This window comes from Streptosporangium nondiastaticum (assembly GCF_003011965.1).
In the GTDB taxonomy this organism is placed as follows: Bacteria; Actinomycetota; Actinomycetes; order Streptomycetales; family Streptomycetaceae; genus Streptomyces; species Streptomyces nondiastaticus.
In genome coordinates, this window is record NZ_PXWG01000173.1 from 1 (window position 1) to 12624 (window position 12624).

Here is a 12624-nt window from a genome sequence, read left to right on the forward strand (position 1 = left end):
CCGCGGCGGCCCCCGCCGAGGCCCCCGCGCCGGCGACCGCCTCGTCCGGCGTGCCGAGGCCGGTGAGGATGCGCTGGACGGCGGCGGGCGTCTCGGCGCCCTCGGAGGCCCTGCGGCGCTCGATCTCCGTCCGCAGCCGCGACACCAGCCGCATGCGGTCCGCGGAGGTGAGCTCCGCCTGCCGCTGGGCGATGTCACCGACCCGGCTCAGATAGTCGTACACAAGCTGATCGCTCTCGATCCCCACCGAATCCCCTAAGACCGCCTAGGGCCGCCTGAGACCACCGGCCGCTTTCCCCCCGAAGGTACCGGTTCCGCACGGCGGTGACAGGGGGAACGGGACGGCGCGGGGAGCGCGCGGGACCTCAGCGCACGGCCACCACGTCGAGGGCGATCCGCAGCCGACGGCCCGTCATTCCCTTGGCGTGGGTGACCCCGAAGGCGTAGCGGTCGACGACGGTCGTGGCCCGTACGCTCAGCCGCGGACCGTCCGCGATGACCTCCCCCAGGGTGAGGACCGCCGGCCGGGTGACGCCGCGCACCGTCAACTCGCCGTGCACCGTCACCTCCCCGTCCGCCCGCCGGACCTCGCCGGCGTGGAAACGGATCTCGGGGTGCAGCGCCGAGTCCAGATAATCGGCTGAGCGGACGTGCCGGTCGCGCTGCGCGTGCCCGCTGGCGAAGCTGTCGACGGGGATCACGGCCTCCACGGTGGAGGCCGACTCGGTCACCGCGACGGCGATGCGGCCGTGCGCCACGGAGAACGTCCCCTTGATGGGGAACAGCCCGAAGAACGCCCGCATCCGGAACCGGATCTTCGACGCCTCGGGATCGATGCGATAGACCCCCGGTAACGGCCCGTTCTTCTCGTCTGCGCCCCGAGTGGCCATGGAACAGTCCCCTCCCGACGGTGCCGGCACAACGGTCCCTTGCCGGTACGGTATCGGGCTTCCCCCTCACTCGAACGGCAAATCGACGACCCTCAGGGCGGGGACCCGCAGGGCAGGGCGCCTCAGGGCAGGGCGATCTCGTAGTGGAGGCGCTGACGGTGGGCGGGCATGACCATGACGTCCACCTGGATGGGACGCCCGGTGCGGTCGAGGGTGAGCCGGGTGAGCTGCAGGACGGGTTCGTCGGGGGCGGTGTCGAGCGACCGCCGCTCACCGTCGGTGGGCATCCGCGCGATGACGTCCTCGCGTACGGTCGCTCCCGTGTGCCCGAGGCGGGCGAGCAGGGTGACGGCTCCGCCGGGAATCTTCGCGGTCCCGGCGAGCGGGGTGCCGCGGGCGATGGAGACGGGGTAGTAGGTATCGGTGAGCTCACTGGGCCGGTCGTCGAGCAGCATGAGCCTCCGCCGCACGGCGACGGCCTCCCCGGGCGGGACGCCGAGCAGTTCGGCGACGACGTCAGGTGCGGGGACCTCACCGGCATGAACGATCTTCTGCCGCCCACGCCGCCCCTGCGCGGTGGTTTCCGCGCTCCATGCGTCGGGGCTGCCGTCAGTGCGGGCCTGGAGGTAGGGCAGGGAACTGCTGACCCAGCGGGTGTCACTCTGCATGCGCATCCCTAGTCCGGCTACTCGGCGGTGAACTCGTACTGCAGCTCGTACAGGTGGCCGGCCTTGGCCATGACTGCCGCTTCAACAGGCCGCTCGTCATCGCTGTACAACACCCGGAGCGTCCGGAGAACGGGCAGGCTGCTCGGCAACTGCAGGGCGCTGTACTCCTCCTGGGTCGGTACCCGCGCCGAGACCCTGTCCACGCTGAGGCGTGGCGGAAACCCCAGTTCTGCAAGGAGGGTCGGGGTGCCGCCCTTGATCCTCCGGCGTTCCGTGAGGGCGGTGCCGGAGGCGATGGCCAAGGGGTAGTAGCACTTGACCAGTTCGACCGGTTCGTCATCGATGAGCAGGAGCTGGCGCCGCTGCAGTGCGGTGACGCCCTCGCCGAGCTCCAGGGCTGCCGCCACGTCTGCCGGGGGAACGGTCTCGGTGACGTCCAGCAGCTTGGTGCTTGCCCGTCCGCCGTGCTTCGACGCCTCGGTGAGCCAGCGGTACGGCGCGTCGGCATCTGCCGGAGCCATGTAGGCGGCGGGCCGCATGGTTCGTTGCCGGCGTGGGCGTACGGTGACCGCAGCTCCAGGGCGTCCGACGATCAGACCCTCCTCTTTGAGGAGTTGCAGCGCCTTCTGCACCGTGGCGCTGGAGGCCTCGAACCTCGCCTTGAGCCGGGTCGTGCTCGGCAGGTTGTCACCAGGTGCCAGGTCGCCGCTCATGATCTCGTCACGCAGATCCGCGGCGATCCGCTCATGCAGTGAGCGACGGTCTGGTGCGCCTGCCTCGCTGTTGCCCACGGTGTCCTCCGGCTGTAGCCCTTCCGCCTTATTGCCCCCACCGTATGCGACTTGACGAGGATTGACGCCGTCACACGCACCTTGCTGCTATTCGCGAATAGCGATACGCTCCCCTTGGGAGGTGCACAGTGATGACGTACAGAGTCGGCGCGTTCGTGGTGGACACCCGTGAGGGGCGGATCGCGCAGGTGATCGGGGGCGCGGGGAGTCGCGTGACGTTGCGCCGTCCCGGGGGCGGGCTCGAATGGGAGGCGCCGTTCGGCTCGTTGCGGCTGGCGACCCGGGCGGAACGGGAGGACGCCGGGCTGTGGCCGGCCGGGGCGCGTCCGATGTACGGATGTGCGGAGTGCGCGCAGTTGAGGGACGCCTACAACGAGACCGCTGCCGGAGGCGACCCGTACACGACGGGGGAGGCCCTCGTGGTTCTGCGCCGTCACTGGCGCATGGTGCACATGGCAGGAGGAGGCGCGTGACCATGCGGACCGTCATCCGCCGCGGCGGCTGAACCACCCGCACGCGCGGCGAGGCCCGCTGGCGGGGTGGTGGGGTGACGGCCTCTCGGCGCGGAAGGCAACCAGCCGGGCGGGGCTGCGCGGCGTACAAGTGCGCTGGGTGCCCGGGCTGTGGCTCGGCGGCGACTCCATCTGTCCCCGTGGTCAGTCCCCCCAGCCCAGAAGGTGACGCGCCTCTAGACGAAAGTGAGGCGGTCGTAGACGGAAGAGGGACGTCAGGCCGACCATCGGCTTCCTAGCGTCGAGGTATGACGGTCGACATCCAGGACGGGGCCCGCAAGCCCCCGGCCCGCAGCACTCCGGATCCGGATCCGCATCCGGGCCCGCATCCGGGCCCGGCTCCGCGTCCCGCGGGCGTGCGCTCCGCCGAGCGGGCCCTCGCGCCCGATCTGGCGCGCGGGATCATGCTGTTGTTCATCGTGCTGTCGAACACGGCGTTCCACCTGTGGCGGTCCGCGTACGGGCCTTCGGGGTGGCAGCCCGTGACCGGGGGGTGGCTCGACCACGCGGTGCAGTTCGCGATGATCACGGCGCTCGACCTCCGCGTCTACCCGCTCTTCGCCTTCCTCTTCGGCTACGGCATGATGCAGCTCTTCCTGCGCCTGACCGCCACCGGTGCCGGCGAGCGCGACGCGGTCCGGATCCTGCGCAGGCGCAGCCTCCTCCTGCTAGTCATAGGGCTCGCCCACTCCACCCTGCTCATGGCGGGCGACATCGTCGGCTACTACGGACTGCTGAGCCTTGCCCTCGGCGCGTTCTTCCTCCGGCGGAGCGACCGCGCCCTGAAGTGGTGGATCGCGATCGGCGCCGCGCAACTGGTGCTCGTGTCCGCGCAGCCGGTCATATCGGCGCTGCTCCAGGGGAAGCTGGGGTCACTGGGGGACGCGGGGGCGGACCCGGGGGCCGCGGCCTACGGTGCGGGCGAGGGGAGCTGGTTCGCCGCGGCCGGGATCCGGCTGACGACCGGGCTCTTCGTCACCTTCACCGCGGCCCCCTTCTCCCTGATAGGCGGCGGCTACGTCATCTTCCTGCTCGGCTTCTGGGCCGCGCGCCGCCGCATCCTGGAGGAACCGGGCCGCCACCTGCCGCTGTTGCGCCGCACGGCCGTGCTCGGCATCGCGGTCGGCTGGCTCGGTGCGCTGCCCGCGGCGCTCGCCCATGTCGGGGCGCTCGACGTGCCGGACGACGCACAGAGCGAGACCGGAGCGCTGACGGTGCTCCGGGAGCTCACCGGATACGGGGCCGGGCTCGGCTACGTCGCGGTGGTGGCGTTGTTCGTGCACTGGTGGAGCGGGCGGCCGGCGCGAGCCGGGACGAAGGCGGCGGTGGCCGTGTCGGCGATATCCGCCGTCGGCAAGCGGTCGCTGTCCAGCTACCTCGCCCATTCGCTGCTCTTCGCCCCGTTGCTGACGGCCTGGGGCCTGGGCATCGGCGCCCACCTGACCAGCGCCACGATGGCCCTGTTCGCGGTGGGGGTGTGGCTGGTGACAGTGGCCGGGGCGCATGCGTTCGAGCGCCGGGGGTGGCGGGGCCCGGTGGAGGCGGTCCTGCGGAGGTTGATGTACCGGTAGACGGATCCCGCACCCGGCAACACGAACCCCGCACCCCGCACCCCGCAACACGAACCCCGCAACACGAACCGCCCCCGGCGCCGGCCCGAACGGGCCGCCGCCGGGGGCGGGCGGAGCAGGAAGCAGGCGGTGCTACTTCACGCCGAGCATCTGCTCGATCGGGTCCAGGAAGAAGTACACGAGGAAGCAGAGCCCCACCACGTTCAGCAGCCAGGGGATCTCGCGGCCGCGGCGGTCGGCGATCCGCAGCAGGATGAAGGCGAGGACGCCCATGCCGATGCCGTTGGTGATCGAGTATGTGAAGGGCATCGCGATGATCGTCAGGAACGCCGGCACCGCGATGGTGAAGTCGCTCCAGTCGATCTCCTTGACGTTCGCCGCCATGATCAGGAAGCCCACGACCAGCAGGGCGGGCGTGGCCGCCTGGGAGGGGACGACCGTGGCGAGCGGGGTGAAGACCAGGGTGAGGAGGAAGAGGCCGCCGGTCATCAGGTTGGCGAAGCCGGTACGGGCGCCCTCGCCGACGCCGGCCGTGGACTCCACGAAGCAGGTGTTGGCGGAGGCGGAGCCGAGGCCGCCGCCGGCGACCGCGAGGCCGTCGACCATGAGGATCTTGCCCATGTTGGGCAGCTGGCCGTTCTCGTCGGTGAGCCCGGCCTCCTCGCCGACGCCGATGATCGTGCCCATCGCGTCGAAGAAGCCCGACAGCAGCACGGTGAAGACGAACAGGCAGCCGGTCAGCAGGCCGACCTCGCGGAAGCCGCCGAAGAGGCTGATGTGACCGATGAGGCCGAAGTCGGGGGCACCCACGATCTTGTCCGGGACCTGGGGGACGGACAGGCCCCAGCTGGTGCCGGGGATCTTGGCGAGGGAGTTGATGACGATCGCCACGAACGTCATGGTGACGATGCCGATGAGGATCGCGCCGCGCGTCTTGCGGACGACCAGGATGAACGTCAGCGCGAAGCCGATGACGAAGACCAGCACGGGCCAGCCGTGCAGCTGGCCGCCCTGGCCGAGGCCCAGGGGCACGGTGGTGTGCGCGGCGTCGGGGTTGCGGGTGACGAAGCCGGAGTCGACGAGGCCGATCAGCGAGATGAAGAGACCGATGCCGATCGCGATGGCGCGCCGCAGCCCGCCCGGGATGGCGTCCATGACGCGCTGCCGCAGGCCGGAGGCGACCAGCACCATCAGCACGAGGCCCGCGAGCACCACCATGCCCATCGCGTCGGGCCAGCTCATCTTGGGTGCGAGCTGCAGCGAGACGACGGCGTTGATGCCGAGGCCGGCGGCGCACGCGATGGGCACGTTGCCGATGACGCCCATGAGGACGGTGCTGAGGCCGGCCATCAGGGCGGTGGCGGTGACCAGCTGGCCGTTGTCCAGCTGGTGGCCGAACTTGTCCTGGCCGGCGCCGAGGATGATCGGGTTCAGCACGACGATGTAGGCCATCGCGAAGAAGGTGGCCAGGCCGCCGCGGAGCTCCCGGGAGATGGACGAGCCCCGCTCGCTGATCCGGAAGTACCGGTCGAGGGCGCCCTTGGGCTGGGAGGGCGGCGGGGACGGCTGCTGGGCGTCGACCGGGGAAGTGGCCGAGGTGGGCATACGAGACCTCAGTCGGGTGGGCCTGCGGGGGCGCAGGCGGCGGGGGGACACGCGGTGGGATCACGAACGTGGTTCATGAACGTGGATCATGAACCGGCCGTGAGCTGTATGATCGAACAAAACCAGCCGGTCATCTTCCGTTCGATTCAGTATGAATAAACAAGCGCGGGATTGCTATCTCCGCGCGTAGACCCTTATGCCCCAAGGGCTCCGCCCGCGGCCCCGCCCGGACCGCCGCCTCGCGCCGGGGCGCGAACCCCCACGCACTACGCTTACGGCCATGACGAAGTGGACACCCAGGCACGAAGCGCCGGAGCCCCTGGAGGGCAACGTCGTCGCCACGATCACCGGCGGGACCGTCATCTGGTTCGTCCTCTTCCTCGTTCAGCTGCCCTTCTACGGCTGGTTCGACGACCACGGGCACCTGTGGTGGCTGTGGACGTGCCTGGCCGGTGGCGGGCTGGGCCTGATCGGCGTCTGGTACGTACGCAAGCGCGACGCGGCGATCCGCCGTGCGGCGTCCGCTCCGCGGAGGGCGGCGGACGCGGCTCGTTAGACGCCGCGGGTGCCTCCGCCGGCGCGGCGGATGCAGCGGATTCAATGGGGTGCGCGCACCCGTACCCGAGTGCGGTCGGTTGCCGTCCGTTCGGAAGGCAGAGCGCCCGGCGTCCCCGTACCGTCGGACTCATGAGCGATCCGGCGCAGACCGCGACCGAGGAGCACCTGCCCGCGCCGCACCCGGGCCTCAGCGCGTCCGAGGTCGCCGAGCGGGTGGCCCGGGGCGAGGTCAACGACGTGCCCGTCCGCTCCTCGCGCTCCACCGCGGAGATCGTGCGGGCCAACGTCTTCACCCGCTTCAACGCCATCATCGGCGTCCTCTTCCTGATCATCCTCGTCGTGGGGCCCCTCCAGGACGGCCTCTTCGGCTTCGTGATCGTCGCCAACACGGCGATCGGCATCGTCCAGGAGCTGCGGGCCAAGAAGACCCTCGACTCGCTCGCCGTCATCGGCGAGGCCAGGCCGACCGTCCGCCGCGGCGGCGCGCCCTGCCCGATCCCCACGTCCGGGATCGTCCTCGACGACGTGATCGAGCTCGGGCCGGGTGACAAGTGCGTCGTGGACGGGCGCGTCCTGGAGGCCGACGGGCTGGAGATCGACGAGTCGCTGCTGACCGGCGAGGCCGACCCCGTGCTGAAGCGGCCCGGGGACCCCGTCATGTCCGGCTCGTTCGTCGTGGCCGGCGGGGGCGCGTTCGCCGCGACGAAGGTCGGGCGGGAGGCGTACGCGGCCCAGCTCGCGGAGGAGGCGTCCCGGTTCACGCTCGTCCACTCGGAGCTGCGCACGGGCATCAGCCAGATCCTCAAGTACGTGACGTGGATGATGATCCCGACCGCGATCGGCCTGATCCTCAGCCAGTGGATCATCCAGGACCACGACTGGCGGGAGGCCGTCCGGCGGATGGTCGCGGGGATCGTGCCCATGGTCCCCGAGGGCCTGGTGCTGCTCACGTCCGTGGCCTTCGCGATCGGCGTGATCCGGCTGGGGCGCAAGCAGTGCCTCGTTCAGGAGCTGCCCGCGATCGAGGGCCTGGCGCGCGTCGACGTCGTCTGCCTGGACAAGACGGGCACGCTCACCGAGGGCGGCATGGACGTCAGCGAGCTGCGGCTGCTGGACGGCGCGGCGCATGCCGAAGGAGGCGGACGAGGGGGCGAACAAGGCGGCGAAGAAGGCGGACGAGGGGGCGAACAAGGCGGTGAGAAGGGGCGCGAAGCGTACGTGCGCCAAGTGCTCGGAGCGCTCGGCAAGGCCGACCCCCGCCCCAACGCCAGCCTCCAGGCCATCATCGACGCCTATCCGTCGCCGGACGGCCCGCACTGGCAGTGCACCGACTCCCTCCCCTTCTCCTCCGCCCGCAAGTACAGCGGCGCCGCCCTGCGCTCACCCGACGGCGAGAGCGCCACCTGGCTGCTCGGTGCCCCCGACGTGCTGCTGCCCGCGGGCGACCCCGCCCTCGCGCACGTCGAGGAGCTCAACGCCCAGGGGCTGCGGGTGCTGCTGCTCGCGCGCGCCACGCGCGGCCTGGACGACCCGGGCGTCACCGACGGCGTACGGCCCACCGGGCTGGTCGTCCTGGAGCAGCGGCTGCGCCCGGACGCGGGCGCCACCCTGCGCTACTTCGCCGAGCAGGACGTCTCCGCGAAGGTCATCTCGGGCGACAACGCCGTCTCCGTCGGCGCCGTGGCCGCCAAGCTCGGGCTGACCGGCGCGACGGGGCCGGTCGACGCGCGGCGGCTGCCCGCGGAGCGGGAGGCGATGGGGCGCGCGCTGGACGAGGGCGCGGTCTTCGGGCGGGTCACCCCGCAGCAGAAGCGGGACATGGTCGGGGCGCTGCAGCACCGCGGGCACACCGTCGCCATGACCGGCGACGGCGTCAACGACGTCCTGGCGCTCAAGGACGCCGACATCGGTGTCTCGATGGGCTCGGGCTCCGAGGCGACCCGGGCCGTCGCCCAGATCGTGCTGCTGAACAACAGCTTCGCGACGCTGCCGTCGGTGGTCGCGGAGGGCCGCCGCGTCATCGGCAACATCACGCGTGTGGCGACGCTGTTCCTGACCAAGACGGTCTACTCGGTGCTGCTCGCGATCCTCGTGGTCTGCTCCCAAGTGCCGTACCCGTTCCTCCCGCGCCACCTGACGCTGCTCTCCACGCTCACCATCGGCGTCCCGGCGTTCTTCCTGGCCCTCGCGCCGAACAAGGAGCGCGCGAAACCGCACTTCGTGCGCCGGGTGATGCGGTACGCGATCCCGGCCGGCGCCATCGCGGGCGTCGCCACCTTCGCCGCGTACCTGCTGGCGCGGCACTACTACACGGGCCCCGGCGCCCTGGACGCGGAGACCAGCGCGGCGACGCTGACGCTGTTCCTGATCTCGCTGTGGGTCCTCGCGATCATTGCCCGCCCGTACACGTGGTGGCGGATCGGCCTGGTCCTGGCGATGGCCGCGGGCTTCCTCGTCGTGCTCGCCACGCCCTGGCTCCAGCACTTCTTCGCGCTGAAGCTGGTGGGCGAGACCATGCCGTGGGCCGCCGTCGCCATCGCGGCGACGGCGGCCGCGGCGCTGGAGCTGGCGTGGCGCTGGGTGGGCCGGCGCTTCCCGGCATAAGAGTGCTTCCTGCGTAAGGGTGCTCCCTGCGTGGGGGTGCTCCCCGGCGGCAGGGGCGTTTCCCTGCGGAGAGGCGCTTCCCGGCGCTACGCGCTGGCCTGCTCGTCCTCCAGCATTTCCCGGATCTGCTCCCGCAGCGCGGGGCTGTCCTTGTGCTTGTGCACGGAGACGGCGTGCTCGCTGGCGGCGCGGATGACCTCGTCCTCCTCGCCGGTGATGGTCAGGGAGCAGTCTGTCTCGCTGGGGAACCTGCGGCAGTCGGCGACTTTCCTGGTCATGACGGCCTCCCGGGGGTCCGTTCACTGGGCCGGCACTTCCAGCGTAGGCCCGGGGCCTCAGCCCGCCGCGGGACGGGCCGCCTCCGCGTCGACCATCTTCTCCATCGGGTCCGCGGCCAGCCCGCCGCCGATCACCATCGCGACGACGATCGCCACGGCCAGGATCACGTTCCCCAGCCACACCATCGTGTCGACCGGCAGGGTGTACGCGCCCACGACCCGCGCGACGCACTCGGCCAGCAGCGCGCTGCCCCACACGACGGAGAACGCCCGCTCGGTGCGCCGGAACCGCGCGTCGCGGGCCGACAGCCTGTCCCACGCTGCCAGCCGCGCCGGATCGCCCTTGACGACCCACGGCTTGAGCCCGGTCGTCATCAGCGGCCGCCGCCCGGCGACCGCGGAGACCAGCACCACGAGCCCGACGACGCTGCTCACGGCGCTGTCCTTGGCCAGCATCAGCCGGGCGTCCCCGCTGACGCCGCTGAGCACCAGCCCCACGAGGTTGACGACGAGGATCAGCGCGGCGAGCCCGTTGACCCGGCGCTCCTTGGCCAGGCCCCAGACGGTCCGCGCGGCGGGCAGCGCGCTGCTCCAGCCCAGGGCCGCGACCGTGCTCATGCCGAAGCCCTTGCTGAGCGCGTAGTACGCGGCCATCGGCAGGACGGCGTCCACGATGAGCGGCGCGAAGCTGTCCCGGAGGGCCCGCCCTCGCGGGACGGCCGGCACATCAGCGACGGCCGCATCAGCGCCAGCGGTATCAGTGACAGCGGTATCAGCGACAGCGATATCAGTGACAGCGGTATCAGTGACAGCCGCGCCAGCGACGGTCGCATCAGTGACAGCTGCCTGTGCGTGCGTGGCGGTTGCCGTGTCGCTCATGATCCGATCCCCCGAGGCTGTGGTGCGTTCCGTCCCGTCCGGTCCCGTAGCCCTACGGCTTCCGGTGCTTCCACCTTCCCGGCCGGGCGGGGATTCCGGCAGTGCCGTTGATCACCGACCTCCCGTGACTTTTGTCAGCGGTGCCTCAGTCATACTTCATCGGTGCCGATTCGCCGCAATGGCCTGGCGATCGCATGTTTTGCCCCCGCTTACTCCCGCGCAGGGGGCGCGAGGCCCGGCAGGCGGCCTGCTTCCGGCGATGTGCCGCGTGCCACCGGCCGCCCCACCGAATCCACTTTATTTAGTTCGGGTAATGAGTTAGGCTAAGGATATGTCGGACCGGGACCCCCAAGTCGATACCGCCGCAGTGAACTCCCTGCGTTCCGGTGTCATGCGCCTGTCGCGTCGGCTCAAGCACCAGCGGGTCGACGAATCGCTCAGCCCCACGGAGATGTCGGTGCTGGGCACGCTCGCGGGCTGTGGCAGCGCCACCCCCGGTGAGCTCGCCCGCAAGGAGCACGTGCAGCCCCCGTCGATGACCCGCATCGTCGCCCTGCTCGAAGCCAAGGGCCTGGTCCGGCTGGAGCCGCACCCCGAGGACCGCCGCCAGAAGGTGGTCACCCAGACCGAGCGGGCCGAGGCCATGCTCGAAGAGAGCCGCCGCAAGCGGAACGTCTGGCTCACCGAGCTCGTGGGGCGGCTCGACGAGGAGGAGTGGGCGACGCTGCGCGCCGCCGCACCCGTCCTCGAGAAGCTCGCGCACCTGTAAGACGCGCCAGGAGGAGGCGAACCCACTTTGAGTACGGGACCCGGAGCAGACTCCGCACCCGCACCGAACGGCCACGACGACGCCATACGCAGCGCCGCCCTGCACGAGACCCGACCGGGCGCGAGCCCGGAGCCCGGGTCCAAGGGCGGCACCTTCAGTTCCCTCAGAATCCGCAACTACCGCCTCTTCGCCACCGGCCAGGTCGTCTCCAACACGGGCACCTGGATGCAGCGCATCGCCCAGGACTGGCTGGTCCTCAGCCTCACCGGCTCCTCCGCCGCCGTCGGCATCACCACCGCCCTGCAGTTCCTGCCCATGCTCTTCCTCGGGCTCTACGGCGGCGTCCTCGCCGACCGCTACCCGAAGCGCAGGCTGCTCCTCCTCACCCAGGCCGCCATGGGCCTCACCGGCCTCGCGCTCGCCGTCCTCACCCTCTCCGGCCACGTGCAGGTCTGGCACGTCTACCTCACCGCGTTCGTCCTCGGCCTCGTCACCGTGGTCGACAACCCCGCCCGCCAGGCCTTCGTCGTGGAGATGGTCGGCCCCGCCGACCTGCGCAACGCCGTCAGCCTCAACTCCGCCAACTTCCAGTCCGCCCGGCTGGTCGGGCCCGCCGTCGCCGGCGTGCTGATCACCGCCGTGGGCAGCGGCTGGGCGTTCCTCCTCAACGGCCTGTCCTTCGTCGCCCCCATCACCGGGCTGCTGCTGATGCGCACCGCCGAACTCCACAGGGTCGACCGCGCGCCGCGCGGGAAGGGCCAGCTGCGGGAGGGCCTGCGCTACGTGGCGGGGCGGCCCGACCTCGTCTGGCCGATCGTCCTCGTCGGCTTCATCGGCACCTTCGGCTTCAACTTCCCCATCTGGCTCACGGCCTTCGTCAACGACGTCTACCACGCCGGCGCCGGCACGTACGGGCTGCTCAACACCCTGATGGCGGGCGGCTCCCTGGTGGGCGCCCTGCTCGCCGCGCGCCGGGGCAGCTCGCGGCTGCGGCTCCTCGTCGGCGCCGCGCTGCTCTTCGGCCTCCTGGAGATCACGGCCGCGCTCGCGCCCTCGTTCTGGCTCTTCGCGGCGCTGCTCGTGCCGATCGGCATGTTCGGCCTCACCATCAACGTGACCGCCAACTCCAGCGTCCAGCTCGGCACGGATCCCGCGATGCGCGGGCGTGTCATGAGCCTGTTCATGATGGTGTTCATGGGCGGCACGCCGGTCGGCGCCCCGCTGGTCGGCTGGGTGACCGACGCCTACGGCGCCCGCGTCGGCTTCCTCGCCGGTGGTGCGGTCGCCACGCTCGCGGCGGTCGGCGTGGGCCTGGTCCTGGCCCGGGTCGGCGGCCTGCGGCTCAAGGTCGACCTGCGGCGCGGCCACACGCACGTGGCCTTCGTACCGCGGCAGCCGGAGTCCGTGCCCGAGCCCGCGACCGCGGAGGGGCTGACGGCCACGGCGTAGCCGCCGTCCGGCGAGGGCCGCGCCCTCGCCGGGCCGAGGGGCGCCATCGC

Annotated in this window: 13 protein-coding genes; 6 read left to right on the top strand and 7 right to left on the bottom strand. The window is 71.4% G+C overall.

All coding sequences use genetic code 11. The features are described from left to right. From B7P34_RS32395 to B7P34_RS32410, 4 genes are all read right to left on the bottom strand, one after another. On the bottom strand, positions 1-247 hold a 247-nt coding region (locus B7P34_RS32395; RefSeq protein WP_223268452.1), incomplete at its 3' end, for a hypothetical protein. Between the two features lie 118 nt (positions 248-365). Then, positions 366-890 carry a YceI family protein gene (locus tag B7P34_RS32400; RefSeq protein WP_106681746.1) on the bottom strand — a complete coding sequence of 175 codons (525 nt, stop codon included), beginning with the start codon at positions 888-890 and terminating at the stop codon, positions 366-368. A 122-nt stretch (positions 891-1012) separates the two neighbouring features. After that, positions 1013-1558, bottom strand: a complete 546-nt coding sequence (locus B7P34_RS32405; RefSeq protein ID WP_106681754.1) for a GntR family transcriptional regulator — start codon at positions 1556-1558, stop codon at positions 1013-1015. A 17-nt stretch (positions 1559-1575) separates the two neighbouring features. Beyond that, the gene (locus tag B7P34_RS32410; RefSeq protein WP_189383228.1) at positions 1576-2349 is read right to left on the bottom strand and encodes a GntR family transcriptional regulator; all 774 of its coding nucleotides are present in this window, start codon (positions 2347-2349) and stop codon (positions 1576-1578) included. A 131-nt stretch (positions 2350-2480) separates the two neighbouring features. Here B7P34_RS32410 and B7P34_RS32415 point away from each other — a divergent pair, with 131 nt between their 5' ends. Together B7P34_RS32415 and B7P34_RS32420 are read left to right on the top strand one after the other, a co-directional pair. After that, entirely contained in the window at positions 2481-2822 is a 342-nt protein-coding gene (locus B7P34_RS32415) for a hypothetical protein (RefSeq protein WP_106681747.1), read from the top strand. Between the two features lie 287 nt (positions 2823-3109). Then, the gene (locus tag B7P34_RS32420; RefSeq protein ID WP_106681748.1) at positions 3110-4432 is read left to right on the top strand and encodes a DUF418 domain-containing protein; all 1323 of its coding nucleotides are present in this window, start codon (positions 3110-3112) and stop codon (positions 4430-4432) included. Between the two features lie 132 nt (positions 4433-4564). On the opposite strand, the gene B7P34_RS32425 is transcribed toward B7P34_RS32420, so the two are convergent. Beyond that, on the bottom strand, positions 4565-6037 hold the full coding sequence (locus tag B7P34_RS32425) for an NCS2 family permease (protein WP_106681749.1): 1473 nt from the start codon (positions 6035-6037) through the stop codon (positions 4565-4567). Positions 6038-6317: 280 nt separating this feature from the next. Between B7P34_RS32425 and B7P34_RS32430 the strand changes: the two genes are divergently transcribed. Both B7P34_RS32430 and B7P34_RS32435 read left to right on the top strand, forming a co-directional pair. After that, positions 6318-6593 (top strand): DUF2530 domain-containing protein, encoded by a 276-nt coding sequence (locus tag B7P34_RS32430; protein WP_106681750.1) that lies wholly within the window; start codon positions 6318-6320, stop codon positions 6591-6593. 131 nt (positions 6594-6724) lie between these two features. Further along, a complete protein-coding gene (locus B7P34_RS32435; RefSeq protein ID WP_106681751.1) occupies positions 6725-9199 on the top strand; it encodes an HAD-IC family P-type ATPase in 2475 nt (824 codons plus the stop codon). A gap of 86 nt (positions 9200-9285) precedes the next feature. Here the strand turns inward: B7P34_RS32435 and B7P34_RS32440 are convergent, their stop codons facing one another. Beyond that, a complete protein-coding gene (locus tag B7P34_RS32440) occupies positions 9286-9477 on the bottom strand; it encodes a DUF1059 domain-containing protein (protein ID WP_030369064.1) in 192 nt (63 codons plus the stop codon). A 57-nt stretch (positions 9478-9534) separates the two neighbouring features. After that, entirely contained in the window at positions 9535-10203 is a 669-nt protein-coding gene (locus B7P34_RS32445; RefSeq protein WP_106681752.1) for a VC0807 family protein, read from the bottom strand. A 544-nt stretch (positions 10204-10747) separates the two neighbouring features. On the opposite strand from B7P34_RS32445, the gene B7P34_RS32450 reads away from it, so the two are divergent. Together B7P34_RS32450 and B7P34_RS32455 are read left to right on the top strand one after the other, a co-directional pair. Then, positions 10748-11125: a MarR family winged helix-turn-helix transcriptional regulator gene (locus tag B7P34_RS32450; RefSeq protein ID WP_223268453.1), complete on the top strand. Its 378-nt coding sequence runs from the start codon at positions 10748-10750 to the stop codon at positions 11123-11125. A gap of 27 nt (positions 11126-11152) precedes the next feature. Then, positions 11153-12574: an MFS transporter gene (locus tag B7P34_RS32455; protein ID WP_106681753.1), complete on the top strand. Its 1422-nt coding sequence runs from the start codon at positions 11153-11155 to the stop codon at positions 12572-12574. Positions 12575-12624: the final 50 nt, after the last annotated feature.

Excerpts from the sequence above, each read along its gene's own strand:
- B7P34_RS32435 (WP_106681751.1), top strand. The coding sequence starts at position 6,725 with ATGAGCGATCCGGCGCAGACCGCGACCGAGGAGCACCTGCCCGCGCCG.
- B7P34_RS32430 (WP_106681750.1), top strand. The coding sequence starts at position 6,318 with ATGACGAAGTGGACACCCAGGCACGAAGCGCCGGAGCCCCTGGAGGGC.
- B7P34_RS32415 (WP_106681747.1), top strand. The coding sequence starts at position 2,481 with ATGACGTACAGAGTCGGCGCGTTCGTGGTGGACACCCGTGAGGGGCGG.
- B7P34_RS32450 (WP_223268453.1), top strand. The coding sequence starts at position 10,748 with ATGCGCCTGTCGCGTCGGCTCAAGCACCAGCGGGTCGACGAATCGCTC.
- B7P34_RS32440 (WP_030369064.1), bottom strand. The coding sequence starts at position 9,477 with ATGACCAGGAAAGTCGCCGACTGCCGCAGGTTCCCCAGCGAGACAGAC.
- B7P34_RS32420 (WP_106681748.1), top strand. The coding sequence starts at position 3,110 with ATGACGGTCGACATCCAGGACGGGGCCCGCAAGCCCCCGGCCCGCAGC.
- B7P34_RS32400 (WP_106681746.1), bottom strand. The coding sequence starts at position 890 with ATGGCCACTCGGGGCGCAGACGAGAAGAACGGGCCGTTACCGGGGGTC.
- B7P34_RS32425 (WP_106681749.1), bottom strand. The coding sequence starts at position 6,037 with ATGCCCACCTCGGCCACTTCCCCGGTCGACGCCCAGCAGCCGTCCCCG.
- B7P34_RS32405 (WP_106681754.1), bottom strand. The coding sequence starts at position 1,558 with ATGCAGAGTGACACCCGCTGGGTCAGCAGTTCCCTGCCCTACCTCCAG.